The organism is Streptococcus rifensis, from assembly GCF_053203525.1.
On the sequence record NZ_JBRUCW010000001.1, the window covers coordinates 223,350 to 242,681 of the forward strand.

The 19,332-nt window shown below is 43.6% G+C and carries 21 protein-coding genes; 19 read left to right on the forward strand and 2 right to left on the reverse strand.

The window, feature by feature from the left end; translation table 11 throughout:
• Positions 1-116 precede the first annotated feature (116 nt).
• The 4 genes from dprA to proC all read left to right on the forward strand — a co-directional run bounded on the left by dprA (position 117) and on the right by proC (position 4,174).
• Complete coding sequence (gene dprA / locus ACVRYP_RS01080) at positions 117-959, forward strand: DNA-processing protein DprA (protein WP_447466930.1); 843 nt, start codon at positions 117-119, stop codon at positions 957-959.
• A 79-nt stretch (positions 960-1,038) separates the two neighbouring features.
• Positions 1,039-2,115, forward strand: coding sequence for a glutamate 5-kinase (gene proB, locus ACVRYP_RS01085; RefSeq protein WP_447466931.1), 1,077 nt, complete (start codon positions 1,039-1,041; stop codon positions 2,113-2,115).
• Positions 2,116-2,128: 13 nt separating this feature from the next.
• Positions 2,129-3,373: a glutamate-5-semialdehyde dehydrogenase gene (locus tag ACVRYP_RS01090; RefSeq protein WP_447466932.1), complete on the forward strand. Its 1,245-nt coding sequence runs from the start codon at positions 2,129-2,131 to the stop codon at positions 3,371-3,373.
• Positions 3,374-3,376: 3 nt separating this feature from the next.
• Positions 3,377-4,174 (forward strand): pyrroline-5-carboxylate reductase, encoded by a 798-nt coding sequence (gene proC, locus ACVRYP_RS01095; RefSeq protein WP_447466933.1) that lies wholly within the window; start codon positions 3,377-3,379, stop codon positions 4,172-4,174.
• Positions 4,175-4,238: 64 nt separating this feature from the next.
• Here the strand turns inward: proC and ACVRYP_RS01100 are convergent, their stop codons facing one another.
• On the reverse strand, positions 4,239-5,564 hold the full coding sequence (locus ACVRYP_RS01100; RefSeq protein ID WP_447466934.1) for a DUF2254 family protein: 1,326 nt from the start codon (positions 5,562-5,564) through the stop codon (positions 4,239-4,241).
• 141 nt (positions 5,565-5,705) lie between these two features.
• On the opposite strand from ACVRYP_RS01100, the gene recJ reads away from it, so the two are divergent.
• From recJ to ACVRYP_RS01175, 15 genes are all read left to right on the forward strand, one after another.
• Complete coding sequence (gene recJ, locus ACVRYP_RS01105; protein WP_447466935.1) at positions 5,706-7,946, forward strand: single-stranded-DNA-specific exonuclease RecJ; 2,241 nt, start codon at positions 5,706-5,708, stop codon at positions 7,944-7,946.
• Positions 7,947-7,959: 13 nt separating this feature from the next.
• A complete protein-coding gene (locus tag ACVRYP_RS01110; protein WP_447466936.1) occupies positions 7,960-8,610 on the forward strand; it encodes an HD domain-containing protein in 651 nt (216 codons plus the stop codon).
• Between the two features lie 97 nt (positions 8,611-8,707).
• Positions 8,708-9,220 carry an adenine phosphoribosyltransferase gene (locus tag ACVRYP_RS01115; protein WP_307121889.1) on the forward strand — a complete coding sequence of 171 codons (513 nt, stop codon included), beginning with the start codon at positions 8,708-8,710 and terminating at the stop codon, positions 9,218-9,220.
• A 22-nt stretch (positions 9,221-9,242) separates the two neighbouring features.
• Positions 9,243-9,944, forward strand: a complete 702-nt coding sequence (locus ACVRYP_RS01120; RefSeq protein ID WP_447466937.1) for a hydrolase — start codon at positions 9,243-9,245, stop codon at positions 9,942-9,944.
• Between the two features lie 136 nt (positions 9,945-10,080).
• Complete coding sequence (gene metA / locus ACVRYP_RS01125) at positions 10,081-11,025, forward strand: homoserine O-acetyltransferase MetA (protein WP_447466938.1); 945 nt, start codon at positions 10,081-10,083, stop codon at positions 11,023-11,025.
• Positions 11,026-11,034: 9 nt separating this feature from the next.
• On the forward strand, positions 11,035-11,709 hold the full coding sequence (locus ACVRYP_RS01130; RefSeq protein WP_447466939.1) for a DnaD domain-containing protein: 675 nt from the start codon (positions 11,035-11,037) through the stop codon (positions 11,707-11,709).
• Between the two features lies 1 nt (position 11,710).
• Positions 11,711-12,394 carry a tRNA (adenine(22)-N(1))-methyltransferase gene (locus tag ACVRYP_RS01135; RefSeq protein ID WP_447466940.1) on the forward strand — a complete coding sequence of 228 codons (684 nt, stop codon included), beginning with the start codon at positions 11,711-11,713 and terminating at the stop codon, positions 12,392-12,394.
• Entirely contained in the window at positions 12,381-13,175 is a 795-nt protein-coding gene (locus ACVRYP_RS01140) for a Nif3-like dinuclear metal center hexameric protein (RefSeq protein ID WP_447466941.1), read from the forward strand. The genes ACVRYP_RS01135 and ACVRYP_RS01140 overlap by 14 nt, the downstream gene beginning before the upstream one ends.
• Before the next feature lie 377 nt (positions 13,176-13,552).
• Positions 13,553-14,422 carry a glucose-1-phosphate thymidylyltransferase RfbA gene (gene rfbA, locus ACVRYP_RS01145; protein WP_447466942.1) on the forward strand — a complete coding sequence of 290 codons (870 nt, stop codon included), beginning with the start codon at positions 13,553-13,555 and terminating at the stop codon, positions 14,420-14,422.
• Complete coding sequence (locus ACVRYP_RS01150) at positions 14,422-15,015, forward strand: dTDP-4-dehydrorhamnose 3,5-epimerase family protein (RefSeq protein WP_447466943.1); 594 nt, start codon at positions 14,422-14,424, stop codon at positions 15,013-15,015. Before rfbA ends, ACVRYP_RS01150 begins: the two co-directional genes overlap by 1 nt.
• A 1-nt stretch (position 15,016) precedes the next feature.
• Positions 15,017-15,505: a phosphoribosylanthranilate isomerase gene (locus ACVRYP_RS01155; RefSeq protein ID WP_447466944.1), complete on the forward strand. Its 489-nt coding sequence runs from the start codon at positions 15,017-15,019 to the stop codon at positions 15,503-15,505.
• Positions 15,506-15,667: 162 nt separating this feature from the next.
• Entirely contained in the window at positions 15,668-16,714 is a 1,047-nt protein-coding gene (rfbB, locus tag ACVRYP_RS01160) for a dTDP-glucose 4,6-dehydratase (RefSeq protein WP_447466945.1), read from the forward strand.
• A 9-nt stretch (positions 16,715-16,723) separates the two neighbouring features.
• Positions 16,724-17,575: a dTDP-4-dehydrorhamnose reductase gene (gene rfbD / locus ACVRYP_RS01165; protein WP_447466946.1), complete on the forward strand. Its 852-nt coding sequence runs from the start codon at positions 16,724-16,726 to the stop codon at positions 17,573-17,575.
• A gap of 90 nt (positions 17,576-17,665) precedes the next feature.
• On the forward strand, positions 17,666-18,601 hold the full coding sequence (locus tag ACVRYP_RS01170) for a metal ABC transporter solute-binding protein, Zn/Mn family (RefSeq protein WP_447466947.1): 936 nt from the start codon (positions 17,666-17,668) through the stop codon (positions 18,599-18,601).
• Between the two features lie 78 nt (positions 18,602-18,679).
• The gene (locus ACVRYP_RS01175; RefSeq protein ID WP_447466948.1) at positions 18,680-19,060 is read left to right on the forward strand and encodes a PH domain-containing protein; all 381 of its coding nucleotides are present in this window, start codon (positions 18,680-18,682) and stop codon (positions 19,058-19,060) included.
• A gap of 69 nt (positions 19,061-19,129) precedes the next feature.
• On the opposite strand, the gene ACVRYP_RS01180 is transcribed toward ACVRYP_RS01175, so the two are convergent.
• Positions 19,130-19,332: transposase (locus tag ACVRYP_RS01180; protein WP_447466949.1), on the reverse strand; the 203-nt coding region annotated here is incomplete at its 5' end.

Consider the following 19,332-nt stretch of genomic DNA (forward strand, 5'->3'; position numbering starts at 1 on the left):
CAACATATCGGATAAACTGAAGACATTTTTTATGACATTTAAGAGCAGAAAGACCTTTTTGAATGGAAAAGGTTTTTTTCTGGCTCTTTTTTCGAATAAAGAAATGGAGGACTATCATGAAAGCATTTGATATTTTTAAGTGGAAACAGGCAGGCCTGACCAACCTGCAAATCAACCGAGTGCTTGCTTATGCACAAAAATTAGGTAAAGCATTATCGGACCGAGATATTGCTATCGTCTCAGAAGTGAAGAACCCAGCTGTAATCTTGGAGCGTTATCGTAATCTGGATAGTGATAAATGCCGTGAGCAGTTTGAGCAATTTCCCTCGCTGTCTATTCTTGATGAGGCTTATCCTTTAGCCCTGAGAGAGATTTACAACCCACCGACCTTGCTCTTTTACCAAGGCAATCTGGACTTGCTTCAAAAGCCAAAATTAGGAATCGTGGGGAGCCGAAAGGCTAGCCAAACAGGGACCAAATCTGTCCAGAAAATCATCAAGGAATTAAAGAATCAATTTGTCATTGTTAGTGGATTGGCGCGAGGTATTGATACGGCAGCCCACATGGCCAGTCTCAAAAACGGTGGCCAGACCATTGCAGTAATTGGTACAGGCCTAGACGTTTTTTACCCCAAGGAGAATAAGGAACTTCAGGGATACCTAAGTAGGAACCAATTGGTCTTAAGCGAATACGAGCCTGGGGAACAACCGCTGAAATTTCACTTTCCAGAACGCAATCGCATCATTGCAGGGCTCAGCAGTGGGGTAATCGTAGCTGAAGCCAAGATGCGTTCAGGAAGTTTGATCACCTGTGAGCGGGCCTTAGAAGAAGGGCGTGATGTCTTTGCCATACCAGGTAGCATTCTGGACGGCCAGTCAGATGGTTGCCATCACTTGATTAGGGAGGGAGCCAAGTGTATCAATTCTGGTCAGGATATTTTAGGTGAGTACAGCTACTAGCAAGAAAGACTGGTTTCAGTCTTTTTTTCTGGTCAAAATCATGCTATAATGAAGCTTAATATCACAGTGAGAGAGAATTATGGCGGATCAGAAAATCGTTTTTAAGGTAGGGACTAGCTCCCTAACCGATTCGGATGGCAATTTGGTGCCAGCAAAGATTGAAAAAATTACGCGCCAGTTGGCGAGTTTGCACCGAGAAGGGTATCAACTGATTTTGGTAACCTCTGGGTCTATTGCGGCTGGTTTTAGACGATTGGGCTTTGACAAACGACCGACTCGTATCGCTGAAAATCAAGCATCCGCTGCGGTAGGCCAAGGACTTCTGATTGAAGAATACACCAAATACCTCCTTGAAGATGGTATCGTATCGGCTCAGGTTCTCTTGACCCAAGACGATTTTGCGGATGCCAGACGCTACCAGAATGTTTCTCAGGCCATGCAGGTCTTATTAAAGCAAGGCGCTATTCCCATCATCAATGAAAATGACATGATAGCCGTCGAGGAAATCAAGGTAGGAGATAATGATACCTTATCTGCCCAGGTTGCATCGCTCCTTAAGGCGGACTTGCTGGTTCTATTGACAGATGTGGATGGCCTCTACACTGCTAACCCTACCACAGACCCCGATGCGCAGCATATCCCTGAAGTGAAGCAAATCAGCGACGATTTACATCGGATGGCACGTGGGGCAGGTTCGGAAAATGGAACCGGAGGCATGATGACCAAGATTCAGGCAGCCGTTCTTGCCACACGCTCAGGTGTACCTGTTTATATCTGCTCATCAGCCTCAGATACCGCCTTGATAGATGCCGTCACTCAGTCCAATAAGGGAACGCTCTTTCATGCCGATACCCAAAAGCTAACACAACGCAAGCAGTGGTTGGCTTTTTATGCGAGGACTGACGCAGCCGTCTACCTGGATGAGGGGGCTAGCCTGGCCATGACAGAACATGGTCGAAGCCTCTTAGTCTCTGGTGTTAAAGCCATGGAAGGTGATTTTAACGAAGGGGATATTGTGTCTGTCTTTAGCCAAAAAGACCAAAGCTTAATTGGCAAGGGACGTGTTAAGCTGTCCTCAACGGACTTGAAAAACAAGATGACCCAGCTCAATCCGGAAGGGATTTTCATACACCGTAACGATTGGGTGAGCCTGTAAAGGGGGAGAAACGATGACAATTTCAACACAAGAGTTATTAGATACCTTGGTGGCTCATAAAAAAGCCATCAACTTTGCGACAACAGATCAAAAAAATCAGGCCCTAGCTGAAATGGCGGATAGCCTCGAAGCAGCTAGTTCCGAGATTATTGTAGCCAATGAGAGTGATATGGCTAATAGCAAAGGTCAGATTTCAGAGGTTATGCTGGACCGCCTGATGCTCAATCAAGAGCGGATTAAGGAGATGGCTGATGGTATTCGAGCTTTGATTGACTTGCCAGATCCAGTAGGACTAGAACTTTCTGACGAGACTTTGGAAAATGGACTAAAGATTGTTAAAAAATCCGTGCCCTTTGGCCTAGTGGCTATGATTTACGAAAGCAGACCAAATGTCACTTCAGACGCGGCAGCCTTGGCCATTAAAAGTGGGAATGCTTGTATTCTTCGCGGTGGCAAAGAAGCCTTCCAATCGGCCAATGCCATCGTTACAGCTTTAAAGGCTGGCTTAGTAAAAGCGGGTATCTCTCCAGAAGTCATCCAACTAGTCCAAGACACCAGTCGCCAGTCTGCAACGGAGCTCATGACGGCCAAAGACAAGGTAGATTTACTGGTGCCGCGCGGTGGTGCTGGGCTGATTCAGGCGGTAGTTGAGAATGCGACGGTGCCCGTCATCGAAACGGGAACAGGCATTTGCCACCTCTACGTGGACGAGTCTGCTGACTTAGACAAGGCCTTAGCCATTGCCATCAATGGCAAAACCAGTCGCCCATCTGTTTGCAATGCTATAGAAGTGCTTTTGGTCCATGAGGCAGTAGCAGAGGCTTTCTTACCCCGCCTTGAAGCGAGCTTAGCTGGTCAAGTGGCCTTTAGAGCGGAAGCAAAAGCCAAGGAGTACCTAGAGACAGCTACTCTTGCGGGTCCAGATGATTTTGACACTGAATTTTTAGATTATGTTCTAGCGGTCAAAGTTGTAGCAAGCACTTCTGAAGCCATTGAGCACATTGCTCAACATTCAACAGGGCATAGCGAAGCTATTATCACTGAAACCAAAGAGAACGCCGATCAGTTTACCCTACAAGTCGACAGCGCTGCGGTCTATGTCAACGCCTCAACCCGCTTCACCGACGGGGGTCAGTTTGGCTTGGGCTGTGAACTTGGGATTTCCACGCAGAAAATGCATGCCCGTGGCCCGATGGGACTAGGTGAAATGACAACCTATAAGTACATTATCACAGGTGATGGACAGGTAAGGGGGTAATACATGAAAATCGGTTTTATTGGCGTTGGTAACATGGGAGCAGCCATTGCAAAAAGCATTGACGCTGCTAAGTATACCCTCTATTTATCTAGTCATAACCCTCAAAAAGCAGCAGTGTTGCAAGCTCATATTCCAAACGCTGTTTTAGGGTCAAACCAAGAAATAGCAGCAAGCTGTGACATGATTTTTCTTGGGGTGAAACCCTATCAGGTTACAGAGTTGTTGAGGACTTTAGCGCCAGCTATTGCTCAAAACAAAAAGGCTCTCTGGGTCTCCATGTCTGCAGGATTGCCCCTTTCCAAAATAGCAGAGCTGTTACCAAGTGAAGCGGGACTAATTCGGATGATGCCCAACACGCCTGTTGCGGTTGGGCAAGGCATGACGACTTATTGCCTAAGTGAAAGTGCGCGTGCTGAGCGGGACAATCAGCTCTTTACAGAAGTCATGGCCAATTCTGGAAAACTCCTTGCGCTGCCTGAAAGTTCTATTGATGCAGCGACTGGTATAGCAGGCTGTGGACCAGCCTTTGTCTTTCAAATGATCGAGGCCTTAGCAGACGCAGGCGTGCAAAATGGCTTGCAGCGAGCAGATGCTTTAGAACTCTCTGCTCAAACCTTGCTTGGTGCGGCCCAGCTCATGTTGGAGACAGGGACACATCCATCTGTTCTTAGAGACCAAGTCACCTCGCCAGGTGGTTCCACCATCGCTGGCGTCGTTGCTCTAGAAGAAAACGGCTTCCGTCACGCGACTATTTCAGCTGTTAACGCTGCCATTGAGCGGACTAGAGCATTAGGCAACTAACATGACTTAAAAGACCTCTCGTTCATAGGGCACATCGAGAGGTCTTTTTGATTTTCTTTGCGCATTAATCGGCGCTTCGTAACGCTTTTTCATCGGAGACATGGTCTTTGTTTTGATCAAAATCGTCTTTGATGCGGCTTAGCATGTCTTGATCTAATTTAGAGGATAGCGCTTCTAAGCATAAGGTATAGCTATACTGAAAGAATTTTTTCACTTCTGCTTGAGCACTCCTGTCTGAAATCATGTAGATGAGGTAAATACTTTCTAAGATGGCTCTAGCAACAGCAGGGTCTGATTTTCCATAAAATAAAATTTGGTTGAAGGTCAGATACATTTCTTCTTCCACAGAATAAGAATGGTACACGACTTTGGCATTGTCGTTAGATGCTAGTAGGATGAAGTGATTCTGGCTGGAGAAAAGCTTTCCAAGGAGTAGGGCTAATTTATTGATACAGATAATGGCAGTATTGGGGTCATTCACCCCTGGACTAAGGGCTTTCAAGGCGATTTCAATGATATTAGTAATTTCAAAATGGTAATCTTGGCTTTCGTTTTTTACCGTATTAAAGACAAGGGCATTTGAAATCTTTTTAGCCAGTTCGATTTCTTCTTCATGGGACAACTCATTTTGATTGAGAAAGTTTAAGGTAGCGATGTAAACGCCTTTTGGAATATATTCACCGATTTTTTTAGTAATGACCAGTTCGCAAGGGATATCTTTTAAGGTTGTGAGGAGAGCTTTATGATCGATATGGTAGAGGTAGCCTGTTGATTGGCCAAATATGTTAAGTTTTGATTGGAATTTTTCAGCATCATAACGTTCAGAGGATTTACGTTGCTCAGATTCTGTGATGATCAAACGATTCGCCTGAGCAAAGACATTATCAATCACATTGTCATACTTGATGTCACGCAGAACCCGCCTGACGAATAAGACAAAGGCAATCATAGATGTCACGGCGTAAAAAATGGCGATTGTTCCGGAGATAACCATCACATCTTCAGAGAGATTTTGCAAGAAGAAAAGGGCTAAAACAGTGTAAAAGAAGCCGCCAATGAGGACACCAAAAAGGCTTAGAACATGAGGTTTGTCAATAAAATCTTGAACGATTCGTGGTGTAAAGGAACTGGAATAATAATTGAGGATGGTTAGAATAGTGGTCAGCGTAAATGTCGTAACTGTTAAAAAGACCCCAGATAGATTGGATAAAAAGGAAGTAGAGACATTGGTTGATAACAGTAAAAAATCAGGCAAATAAGTCTTTAAACCTGGAAGACGATAGTCAAACAACCAAGTGATTAAGAGCAAGGCTACTGACAACAAACTATAACTAATAATACGAATAAAATTTCTGTTGTTAAAGTAACCTAATTTAACTTTTTGTATCATGTTCATTAATCCTTTTCTTCATCAATCTTAGACTTTATTAATCATATCATAATTAAAACTAAAAAGGAATCACCGATTTTTTACCTGACTGATTGATTCATGTTATAATAGAGTGGATTGAAATAAGAAGAGTGGACAAGAATGATAAAGACAAGATATGACTGGAAACTTTCTCCAGCAGTGGTGGATACATCCTTTTTAAAAATGGCCAAAAAGAAAGGGCTAGACGAGTTATCAGCGCAGTTGCTATATGCCCGTGGCATCAGAGATGAGATACAGTTACAGTCATTTTTAGCCCCGTCTATTGAGGACCTTCATGACCCCTATCTCTTACAGGATATGGAAAAAAGTGTAGGAAGAATTCGTCAAGCAATCGAAAATGGGGAAGGAATCCTAATCTATGGGGACTATGATGCCGATGGCATGACTAGCGCCAGCATTGTAAAAGAGACTCTGGATGAGCTCGGAGCTGAAAGTATTGTTTATCTCCCCAATCGTTTCACCGACGGGTACGGTCCTAATCTCAGTGTCTATAAGTATTTCATTGAACAAGAAGGCATCAGTCTTATCCTTACAGTCGATAATGGTGTTGCAGGACACGAGGCTATTAACTATGCGCAAGAGCAAGGTGTGGATGTGATTGTGACTGACCATCATAGTTTGCCTGCAGAGTTGCCAGATGCTTTTGCGGTGGTCCATCCGGAACATCCCGAAGCGGATTATCCCTTTAAACACTTGGCAGGGTGTGGGGTTGCTTTCAAATTAGCCTGTGCCCTTTTAGACGATGTCAATATGGAACTGCTAGATTTAGTGGCTATTGGAACGATTGCTGATATGGTCAGCATAACTGGTGAAAATCGGGTCTTGGTCAAGTACGGCCTTGAAGTTCTTAAAAGAACGCAACGCATAGGGTTACAAGAATTAGCTCAATTAGCTGGCCTTGACTTGGCAAACCTAACGGAAGAAACAGTAGGCTTTCAAATTGCACCGCGTCTCAATGCTCTAGGCCGTTTGGACGATCCCAATCCAGCTATTGAGCTATTAACAGGCTTTGATGACGAAGAAGCGCGCGACATCGCGCAACTGATTGAGGATAAAAATACGGAGCGTAAGGCTGTGGTTCAGGCCATCTATGAGGAAGCTAGAGCCATGGTTAATGCAGACAACCCCGTTCAGGTATTGGCCAAAGAAGGTTGGAATCCAGGTGTTCTTGGAATTGTGGCAGGGCGTCTCCTTGAAGAATTTAATCAGCCTGTAATCGTTCTAACAATAGCTGATGGTCTGGCTAAGGGGTCTGCAAGATCAACCGAAGCCGTGAATATGTTTGAGGCACTTAGTCCGCATCCAGAGCTCTTTGTTGCTTTTGGTGGTCATGCGGGAGCGGCAGGGATGACCCTAGAAACAGACAAACTGGAAGACTTAGCGGAAGTCCTTGGAAGCTTTGTCAAGGAAACTGTAAGGGATAAAGAGCAAAAGCCAAAACTTTTTCTTGATGAAGCTCTCGAGTTATCACAACTGACCTTGGAAACGGTAAAGGGCTTAGATAAGCTAGCCCCCTTTGGTATGGACAATAGACAGCCTGTTTTCTACCTTCAAAACCTGAAGGTGGTCTCTGCTCGTGTTATGGGACAAGATAATAGTCATCTCAAGTTTAGAGTCAATCAGGCTGGCACGGAGTTGGACGTGGTTGCCTTTGGACTAGGGTCACAGGTCAATGAATTTCTGCAGGTGAAAGGTTTGGAACTGGCTGTGACCTTATCGGTTAACCAATGGAATGGCAACACAAGCGTCCAGTTAATGTTGGTCGATGCGCGAGTGTCGGGTGTTCAACTCTTTGATATTCGGGCTAAAAATCTCCCTATTCCTGCAGGTGTTCCAACTATTTCGGATCAGGATGATGAGGATGTGGCTGTGCTGATTGACGTTCCTGAGTCTCTGGAAATCCTTCAGGATCTTTTTGAGGGGCGTGAATTTCAGGCGATTTATTTTAAAAATGATATCAAGAAAGCTTACTACCTATCTGGCTATGGAACCAGAGAACAATATGCTAAATTTTACAAGACCATCTACCAATACCCCGAATTTGATGTTCGCTATAAACTTGGCGAGTTAGCCAATTACCTTAAAATTCCTCAGATTCTTCTGGTGAAAATGGTCCAGATTTTCGAAGAACTTGGGTTTGTGACCATCTCAGATGGTGTGATGACAGTCAATAAAGGGGCAGCTAAACGAAATTTTGAAGAAAGTACGATCTACCAAGCCCTTCGACAAGAAGTTAAATTCCAAGAATTAATGGCCTTAGGAACGGTTCAGGAAATCTACCAAGCCATTAGGGCTAAAGAGGTGGCTCCTGAAGAACCTGCTTCTGGAGAAGATAAGTAGAGGAGGTGAATCGATGAGCCTTCAAGAATATATCACCAAGACAGAAGAGTTTGTGCAGAGCCTGTTTCAAGATGATGCCAGTGGCCACGATTGGTGGCATATCGTTCGCGTCAGGGATATGGCTTTGCGCCTGGCTCAGGCTGAAGGCGCTGATCGTTTTATCTGTCAGATGGCAGCCCTTCTTCATGATGTGGCGGATGACAAGTTAAATAGCAGTGAGGAAGTGGGGCTTAAAAAAGTAGATGACTTCCTGTCGCAGCTCGGTCTTCCTGAAAGAGATTGCAGTGCTATATTAGACATCATTGCCAACATGTCTTACCGGGGTGGCCAAAAGGCTCAAAAACCGCTGAGTTTGGAAGGAGAGTGCGTTCAGGATGCTGACCGTCTGGATGCGCTCGGAGCTATCGGGATTGCCAGAACCATGGCCTACTCTGGGCACAAAGGTCGCCTCATTCATGATCCTGCTTTGGAACCAAGAGTGCAGATGACGCTGGCAGAGTATCGATCCGATGATGGCACGGCTATTTTGCACTTTTATGAAAAACTACTGAAGCTCAAAGATTTGATGAATACAAATATGGCCAGAACGTTAGCAGAGGGACGTCATGCTTTTTTAGAAGCCTACTTAGGCCAATTCTACGCCGAATGGCGGTCGGAACGTTAGAAACCAAACCTTAGCCCATTTTAAAAGAGAAAAATAGGCTAACCGGTTAAAATATGCTATAATAGCGTGTAAAAACTTTTTAAAAGAGAGATAACAAATGAATTTAAAAGACTATATCGCCCGCATCGATAATTACCCTGAAGAGGGCATTGTTTTTCGTGATATTAGCCCCCTGATGGCTGATGGGAATGCCTACAGTTATGCGATTCGTGACATTGTACAGTATGCGACAGATAAGGAAATCGATATGATTGTCGGTCCTGAGGCGCGTGGGTTTATTGTGGGTTGTCCTGTAGCCTTTGAGCTTGGTATTGGGTTTGCCCCTGTTCGTAAGCCTGGGAAATTACCTCGTGAAGTGATTTCTGCCACTTATGAGAAAGAGTATGGAACAGATACTTTATGCATGCATGCTGATGCTATTAAACCTGGGCAGCGCGTTTTAATCGTTGATGATTTGCTGGCAACTGGTGGAACGGTTAAGGCAACTATCGAAATGATTGAAAAATTGGGTGGTATCGTAGCAGGCTGTGCCTTCTTGATTGAGTTGGATGACCTTAATGGCCGTGAAGCCATTGGGGACTATGATTATAAGGTACTCATGCACTATTAAAAAAATAAAGGTAAAGAAGCCGATGACTGAAGAAGCAAAACTTGTCAAAGCGCCCAAGGTCATGTCTGACCTGCGGCAAGATATCGTAAAGATGCCCAAGGCGATTTGGGAATGCTCTGGAATAAAGATTTATGGACGTTTGATTCGAGCGGTTATTTTCACGACTGATGTTGCTATTATTGCCAATACAAACGCTGATGCGGTTTTGGCAGTCTATCCATTTACACCGAGCCCTGCCATCGCAAAAAGTATTATGTCCGTGGCAACTATTCCAGTATTTGCAGGTGTTGGTGGTGGCTTGACCCAAGGGTATCGATCGGCTAACATGAGTTTGTTTTCGGAATCTGAGGGAGCTATGGCAGTAGTAACGAATGGCCCGACAAGTGTTGACACCATTGAGCAGATGAATGAGATGATTGATGTGCCTATCATCTATACAGTTGTTTCAGAACATTCTGATATTGCTTCTCGGCTTGAGGCAGGGGTCGATATCTTAAATATTTCTGGTGGAGCCAGTACAGTTGAGATGGTGAAGCAAATTCGTCAGCAGTTCCCTGAAGTGCCGATAATGGCTACTGGTGGTCCGAGTGAAGATACTATTCGTGCAGTTATTGCAGCGGGCGCTAATGCAGTAACTTATACCCCACCAAGCAATGGTGAACTCTTTAAACATAAGATGGAACAATACCGTCATCAAGAAGACGAAGCTCATCGGAATAGCTAATGGTGAATAAGCATAGAATTAGAGACTATAGGTTAAGCCCATGCCTCTTTCTAAAAAACACCTGTCTGAAATGGCGGAAAACTGCCTTATAATCTTATAATAAAGATAATGTTTCTATGTGTGGAGGAAGAATACCATGCCTATAAAAATTGATCAGGGGTTGCCAGCTGTCGAAGTGCTTCGGTCCGAAAATATTTTTGTCATGGATGATCAGAGGGCAATGCATCAGGACATTCGTCCTTTGAATGTTTTGATTGTGAACTTGATGCCAACTAAGATTGTGACAGAGACGCAACTCTTGCGATTATTGGCTAATACGCCTTTGCAACTCAATATCGAGTTTTTGCAAATGACCAGTCATAAGTCAAAAAATACTGGCACTGAACATCTTGAAGCTTTTTACAAGACCTTTAAGCAGGTAGAAAGTCGCTATTATGATGGGTTGATTATTACTGGAGCACCAGTTGAAAATCTCCCATTCGAGGAAGTGAACTACTGGAATGAATTAGCTGAAGTGATTGAGTGGTCTAAGACCCATGTGCACTCCACACTTCATATCTGTTGGGGTGCTCAAGCAGGACTTTATGCACGCTATGGGGTTGACAAATCCCGTTTGCCAGAGAAGTTGTCTGGTATTTTTAAACAGGATGTTGTGAAACCAACTAATCCTTTGTTACGAGGGTTTGATGACACCTTCTTGGCCCCTCATTCTCGTCATACGACAGTGGCTCCAGAGGCCATATCAGTTATTGATAATCTGGAGGTGTTGGCAGAAGGAACTGAGGTTGGTCTCTCTATTTTGGCTACAAAAGATCTACGTGAAGTATATAGCTTTGGCCATTTAGAATATGATCGAGACACATTAGCTAAGGAATACCAACGTGACTTGGCAGCAGGCGTTAACCCGAGGGTTCCTGTCAATTATTTTGAAAATGATGATTCTAACCAAAATCCACGCTTACGTTGGAATTTAGCAGCTGCTCTCTTTTTTAGTAACTGGATTAATTATGCGGTCTATCAAGAAACACCTTTTGACTGGCAAATAGCTCAGTCCGATCCCCTGTTTTTTGCAGGATTATAAAGAGGAACTATGACATATTTACAGCAGTTTAAGTTAGGCAATGTGGTTTTACCGGCTGCTTTACTTTTTCATTGGAAGGCCATTTTTTCATCAACGGATGACTTCTTGGTCTGGCAGTTTTTCTTTTACCAAAACACATCCAAACATGAGGAACTTGCACCAAGTACTATTGCCGAAGCTATTGGTAAAAGCGTAGCCGAGATCAATCAGTCCATTTCCAATCTCCAAGAGGCTGGACTTTTGGAATTTAAAACCATTGAGTTAGGAGGGGAGATTGAAATGCTTTTCGATGCTATGCCGGCTTTACAAAAGCTTGATAAGATCCTTTCTCCCAAGGACGAGCAACTTTCACAACCTAAACCTAATGCGGTCAAGTCGCTTGTGGAAGATTTTGAGCGTGAATTGGGTCGTCTTCTCAGCCCTTTTGAGATTGAGGATTTACAAAAAAACTTGCAAGAAGGTGTGTCTAGCGAGCTGGTTCGTGCTGCCCTTAGAGAAGCCGTTTTTAATGGGAAGACCAATTGGAAATATATCCAAGGCATTCTGCGCAATTGGCGACGTGAAGGGATTACCACTGTTGGACAAGTCGAAGCCAAGCAGGCTGAGCGTGAAGCCCATCTGACCCCTCAACCAGCGGGCAATCTGGCTGATTTTCAAGCAGCCTTAGATGTATTCAAGGATTGACATGGAAGAATTATCAGATCGTTTAAGAACTGTTGCCAGCTTTGTTCCATCAGGAGCAAGGCTTTTAGATGTGGGGAGTGATCATGCCTATTTACCGCTGTATCTCATGGCCAAGAAGCAGATTGCTTTCGCTGTGGCGGGTGAAGTTGTTGATGGCCCCTATCAATCAGCACTTTCCCATGTTGCAGCTTCAAAATACAGTGATGTGATTGAGGTGCGTCTAGCAAATGGTCTTGCTGCCATGACCGAAGAGGACTTGATTGACACGGTGGTTATCGCTGGTATGGGGGGACGCTTGATTTCTCGCATATTGGCAGCTGGTTTAAAAAGTCTCTCCTCGGTCAAGCGTCTGATTTTACAAGCTAATAACAGTGAAGATGAGGTTCGTGCTTGGCTAGTTAATCATGGTTTTGCCATAGTGGCTGAAGCAATCATAGAGGAAAAGGGCAAATTCTATGAAGTGATTGTAGCAGAGCAGGGCGAGCAAGAACTGACAGCAAAAGAGCTACGTTTTGGTCCCTTTTTAAGCCGTGAGCAGACAGCTGTTTTTCACAAGCGCTGGCAAGGGGAAGCGGAAAAACTCGACGTGATTTTACAAAAAATTCCAGATGGAAAACCAGCAGAACGCCAACTGCTGCTGGATCGTATTGAAGCTATTAAGGAGGTGTTAGATGAAGGCAAGTGAAATTATTAGCCGTTATGAGGCTTTTTGCCCACAAGAACTCAGCATGCCAGGCGATATTTCTGGTCTGCAAATCGGGACTCTGAATAAGGACATTTCACGGGTTATGGTGGCTCTGGATGTTCGTGAGGAGACTGTAGCAGAAGCGATAGCAAGAAAGGTCGATTTGATTATCGTCAAACACGCTCCGATTTTTAAACCGCTGAAGGACCTAGTTGCCGATAGGCCCCAAACCAAGATGTATCTGGATCTGATCAAACACGATATTGCGATTTATGTTAGTCATACCAATATTGACATTGTCGAGGGCGGCCTCAATGACTGGTTCTGCGAGCTCTTGGGGATAACAGACACCAGCTACCTGTCAGAGGTTCATCCTGGAGCAGGCATCGGTCGTGTTGGGACTATTACCCCTCAACCATTAGTAGACTTTGTTACCCATGTTAAAGAAAGGTTTGGTCTGGATGGGCTTCGTGTGATTTCCTATGAGCAAGACTTGAATCAGGTGATATCCCGTGTCGCTATTTGTGGGGGATCTGGAGATGATTTTTATCCAGATGCTATCAAGGCTGGTGCAGATCTCTATATCACCGGTGATATCTATTACCATACCGCTCAGGACATGTTGACCCAAGGGCTTTTAGCTATTGACCCAGGCCACCATATCGAAGTTCTTTTTGTGACCAAAATAGCCGAGCTGCTCAGAAAGTGGCAGGAAGAAGCTGGTTGGGAGATAAATATCTTAGAAAGCCAAGCCAACACTAATCCCTTTCGCTATCAGTAATCAAAAACCCTATTCCATTTTGAAATGACGGAATAGGGTTTAAAATTTAATCTAGTCGATTTACAAACATATTATGAATCATATAGATCTTATACTCAAATAAAATCAAAATCTGATAATGCATGCTAATTTTCCAAGTGTTTGAGTTGTAACCAATTCTCCAAACCATTAACAAAGAGATGATAACAGTTTAGCTTATCATCGCTGACAACAAACAAGCAAACCTATCTTTCGGCATTCAGATTTTGATGTTAAATGAGTATTACATTAGGAAAAAACATATATTTCAGTTTTGGAAAAGACCACTCACTCTTTCCAACTGACACTGGTCTTGCCTTATGGTATAATGAGATTAATTACATGCAAAGGAGAATGCTATGAAAGGCATCATTTTAGCAGGTGGTTCTGGGACTCGGTTGTACCCATTGACCCGTGCGGCCTCAAAACAACTCATGCCGGTTTATGACAAACCCATGATTTACTACCCATTGTCAACCTTGATGTTGGCTGGTATCAAAGAGATTTTAATTATTTCAACTCCGCAAGACCTGCCACGGTTTGAGGAAATGTTAGGGGATGGTTCAGAGCTTGGTATCAGCCTCTCTTATGCCGAACAGCCTAGTCCAGATGGTTTGGCGCAAGCCTTTATCATCGGCGAGGACTTTATCGGAAAAGACAGCGTATCGCTTATTTTGGGGGATAATATCTACCATGGCCCTGGCCTTAGTAAAATGTTACAACGCGCAGCTAACAAGGACTCAGGAGCGACTGTTTTTGGCTATCATGTTAAAGACCCAGAACGTTTCGGGGTGGTTGAATTTGATAAAGACATGAATGTTATTTCCATCGAGGAAAAACCTGAGGTTCCTAAGTCCAATTATGCAGTCACAGGGCTCTATTTCTATGACAATGATGTCGTTGAGATTGCTAAAAACATTAAACCAAGCGCCCGTGGCGAGTTGGAAATTACAGATGTCAATAAGGCCTATCTCGACCGGGGTGATTTGGCAGTTGAGATTATGGAACGTGGTTTTGCATGGCTCGATACGGGAACCCATGAAAGTTTGTTAGAAGCAGCCCAATATATTGAGACGGTTCAACGCATGCAGAATATGCAGGTTGCCAATCTTGAGGAAATCGCTTATCGTATGGGTTACATCAGCAAGGAGCAAGTCCATGAGCTAGCTCAACCGCTCAAGAAAAACGAATACGGGCAGTATTTGCTCCGTTTGATTGGAGAAGCCTAATGTCAGAACAATTTTTTGATAAAGAGTTAGTTTGCCGTAAAATTGAAGCTATTCCAGGTCTCTTAGAGTTTGATATCCCTGTCCGCGGGGACAACCGTGGGTGGTTCAAGGAAAATTTCCAAAAGGAAAAAATGGTGCCGATTGGTTTTCCTGAAAGCTTCTTTGCAGAAGGTAAGTTGCAGAATAATGTCTCTTTTTCCCGTAAAAATGTTCTTCGTGGCATGCACGCAGAGCCTTGGGACAAATACATTTCAGTAGCTGATGGTGGTAAGGTGCTAGGGGCTTGGGTTGACCTACGTGAGGGTGAGACTTTTGGCAATGTTTATCAGACGGTTATTGATGCAAGCAAGGGAATCTTTGTGCCACGCGGTGTGGCCAATGGCTTTCAGGTTCTGTCTGACACCGTTTCATACAGTTATTTGGTCAACGATTATTGGGCACTTGAACTCAAACCTAAGTATGCCTTTGTGAATTACGCAGATCCAGCACTTGGTATCCAGTGGGATAATTTAGAAGCAGCAGAGGTCTCAGAAGCTGATAGCAACCATATCTTGCTCAAGGATGTCAAACCCTTGACCAAAGAGGATTTGTGACATGTATCAAGACTTTCTGGCAATTGCACGTGAATTAAATCAGATTGGAATAACACCTCTTTTGATGGGGTCTGTTGGACTAGAAGTGCGAACAGGTCAATCCTGGTTGGCGCGTGATTTGGATATTCATGTCCCGAGTGACCCTCGCGGTTGGGAAGCGCCTGATGACGAGCGGATTTATCGTTTTGATGAACTCAATGCCATCATGGAGAAGTTAGGTTATCACTTGGTTGATCGTCATGAACACGAGTTTCAAAAGGATGGGCGTTCTGTTGAATTTGGTGGCCTGCATTCTCTGCCGAGTTTTGCTGGTGTAGAATTGGAAGACTTAGAAGAAATAGAAGATGAAGGTGTTCATTACTACTTGCCAAATTTGGAACAGTACCTCAAAATTTATCAGGCTTCATCCAAGGATAGCTATCGCGCTGAGAATAACAATCACAAAGACTTCGCAAAAATTGACTACTTAAAACAAGCATTAGGAAAATAAGCAAGAAAGGACTGTTCAGTTCACATCGTTAAACTGAACACGGGACTAAATTTCTAGGAAAAAAATAAATCTTTCTGGACACAAGACGTCTTCGTCAGATTTTCTATTTTTCTACGGATTACGGAATTTTCGCAAGCGAATCGTCCCTTTGTATCTTAAAATATGACTCAATATAAAAATATTATCGTCACAGGTGGAGCTGGCTTTATCGGCTCAAACTTTGTGCATTACGTATACAACAACCATCCAGACGTTCATGTGACCGTTCTGGACAAATTGACCTATGCTGGAAACCGAGCGAATATTGAAGAAATTTTGGGTGACCGCGTTGAATTGGTCGTGGGAGATATTGCAGACGCGGAATTGGTGGACAAATTAGCAGCAAAAGCTGATGCCATCGTTCACTATGCAGCAGAAAGCCACAACGACAATTCCCTCAATGACCCTAGTCCCTTTATCCATACTAACTTCATTGGAACCTATACACTTTTAGAAGCGGCGCGTAAATATGACATTCGTTTCCACCATGTGTCAACGGATGAGGTATACGGAGACCTGCCCCTTCGGGAAGATTTGCCAGGTCATGGTGAAGGTCCAGGTGAGAAATTCACTGCTGACACCAACTACAATCCCTCTTCACCATATTCCTCAACCAAGGCAGCTTCAGACTTGATTGTCAAGGCATGGGTTCGTTCATTTGGAGTTAAAGCAACTATCTCAAACTGTTCCAACAACTACGGACCTTATCAGCACATCGAAAAATTCATTCCCCGTCAAATTACTAACATCTTGGCAGGAATCAAGCCAAAACTTTACGGTGAAGGGAAAAATGTTCGAGACTGGATCCATACCAATGACCACTCAACTGGTGTATGGGCGATCTTGACCAAGGGCCAAATGGGGGAAACCTACTTGATTGGTGCTGACGGCGAGAAGAACAACAAGGAAGTGTTGGAACTGATTTTGGAGAAAATGGGTCAACCAAAAGACGCTTATGACCATGTCACAGACCGAGCTGGTCACGACTTACGCTATGCCATTGATGCCAGCAAGCTCCGCGATGAGTTGGGGTGGACACCAGAGTTTACCAACTTTGAAGCTGGTATTGAAGATACCATCAAGTGGTACACAGACAATCAAGACTGGTGGAAGGCTGAAAAAGAAGCTGTCGAAGCGAAATACGCTAAGGTACAAGAAGTGATTAAATAGGAGTCTTTCATGATTTTAATTACAGGGGCTAATGGCCAACTGGGAACAGAACTACGTTATTTATTGGATGAGCGTGGTGTGGACTATGTCGCAGCAGACGTTGCGGAAATGGATATTACAAACGCTGAAAAAGTCGATGCTTTTTTTGCAGATGTGAAACCAACCATCGTTTATCACTGTGCTGCCTATACGGCAGTTGATGCCGCTGAAGATGAAGGCAAAGAGCTAAACTACAAGATCAATGTCACTGGTACCGAAAATGTGGCCAAGGCTGCAGCTAAGTACGATGCCACCCTGGTCTACATCTCAACCGACTATGTCTTTGAAGGCCAAAAGCCAGTCGGTTTAGAGTTAGAAGTGGATGAGCCGGCTAACCCTCAAACAGAGTACGGTCGTACTAAACGTTTGGGTGAAGAAGCAGTGGAGAAATATGCTGGAAAATTCTACACCGTTCGGACCGCTTGGGTCTTTGGAAATTACGGTAAAAACTTTGTCTTTACCATGCAAAACTTAGCGGAAACCCGTGATACCTTGGGTGTGGTCAACGATCAATTTGGTCGTCCGACTTGGACACGAACTTTGGCAGAATTTATGATACATTTGGTCGAAACCAAGCAAGCGTTTGGCTATTACCATCTGTCAAATGATTCGGAAAAAGGTATCAGCTGGTATGACTTTGCCAAAGAAATTTTGAAAGATAAGGATGTCACTGTTAACCCAGTATCTTCTGATCAATTCCCAGCTAAAGCCAAACGCCCGCTTAATTCAACCATGAGTTTAGCTAAAGCAAAAGCGACTGGCTTTGCCATTCCAACTTGGCAAGAAGCGCTTGAAGCCTTTTATCAGCAAGGGAAAAAATAAGCTAAGATCTTCAGAGTCCGCTCTGAAGGTTTTTCTTGACTTTGTGAAGTTAACTGGTAAAATAGTTTTGAAGACCAAAGGAGAAGTGGTATGAGAAATTGTAAACTGAGTCGATTGTTTTTTTTTGTCAGTTGCTTAACTGGTTTACTGATGTTGGGAGCCTGTCAGAACAGGAAGGCACAAGATGAAGGTAATCAACTGAACATCGTCACGAGTTTTTATCCTATATATGCCATGACCAAAGAAGTAACAGGGGACCTTCATAACGTAAGGGTGATTCAATCTGGAACAGGGATTCACGGATTCGAACCTTCTGCCAGTGATATTGCGGCAATTAATGAAGCAGATATCTTTATTTATCATTCTCGTGCTTTAGAAAGTTGGGCGGGTGCTCTAGCCCCTAACTTGGAAGGGTCCAAAGTTCAAGTTATCGAAGCCACGGATGGGATGAACCTTGACCGTGTTAAAGGATTAGAAGACATGGCGGTATCTGAGGGGATGGATGAGACAAGCCTCTATGACCCTCATACTTGGAATAGCCCTCTTAAAGCGGCAGAAGAAGTGCAACTGATAGCTCAAAAATTAAGTGAGATCGATCCCGACCATGCAGGTGTTTACAGTGAGAATGCGGCAAGCTTTGAAGCTAAAGCTAAAGAGTTAGTTGCCACCTACTCCCCTTTTTTTGAACAGGTGAAGTCAAGGTATTTTGTCACGTCTCACACAGCTTTTTCTTATCTGGCCAAGGAGTTTGGATTAGAGCAACTGGGTATTGCTGGTATTTCTAGCGAACAGGAGCCAACGTCACGCCAGTTAGCTGAGATGGAAGAGTTTGTAAAAACTTATCAAGTCAAAACTATTTTTGTAGAAGAAGGGGTATCTCCTAAGATCGCTGAGACCATAGCTTCCGCTACAGGAGCTGAAATCAAAACACTTAGCCCGCTCGAAATTGACCCTCAAAACAATAAAACCTATTTGGAGAATTTAGAAAATAACTTCCAGATTCTATTAGAGGCTTTGAACCAGTGATGTTTTTAAGAGAATGTCAGAATAATAGACCTTTCCAATGAAAAAAGATATAATAGAGGAAAATCAGTGGAGGTTTTTATGGGATTGTTTAGTGGATTATTAGGAAATGCCTCGCAAAAAGATGTTGATAAGGTAGAGAAAGACTTAAAAGATATCCTTATTTCTGGCGAACAGGTTAATTTAGCCTTTAGTTTGGTTAGAGATTTGATTGTCTTTACGGATTATCGCTTGATACTTGTCGATAAGCAAGGGGTGTCGGGTAAGAAAACATCCTATAAATCCTTACCTTATCGATCAATTTCACGTTTTACAGTGGAGACTTCTGGACATTTTGATTTAGATGCCGAACTTAAAATTTGGGTATCCAGTGCTAGAGAGCCCGCTGAAATCTTACAATTCAAGTCGGATTCAAGTGTTATCATGATTCAAAAGGCTCTTGCAGAGGTTGTTCTAAAATAACAGAGTACCAATGTTATAAACAAATCAAGGTTTATCAATGATCGGGATTTGCTAAATTTCAAGTAGAAGTTAGCCATTTTCAAGAAACTTTACAGGAGATAAGTAATTCAGTATTTTCTTAGGATAATGATTGATCCAATTTTCAATGAAAGCGACCTGTTTCTGGGTCGTTTTCTTAGTTCCTTTAGGCAACCATCGTCTAATGAGCCGATTATGGTTCTCATTGGTCCCTCTTTCCCAAGAGGCGTAGGGATGGGCATAGTAAAGATGGT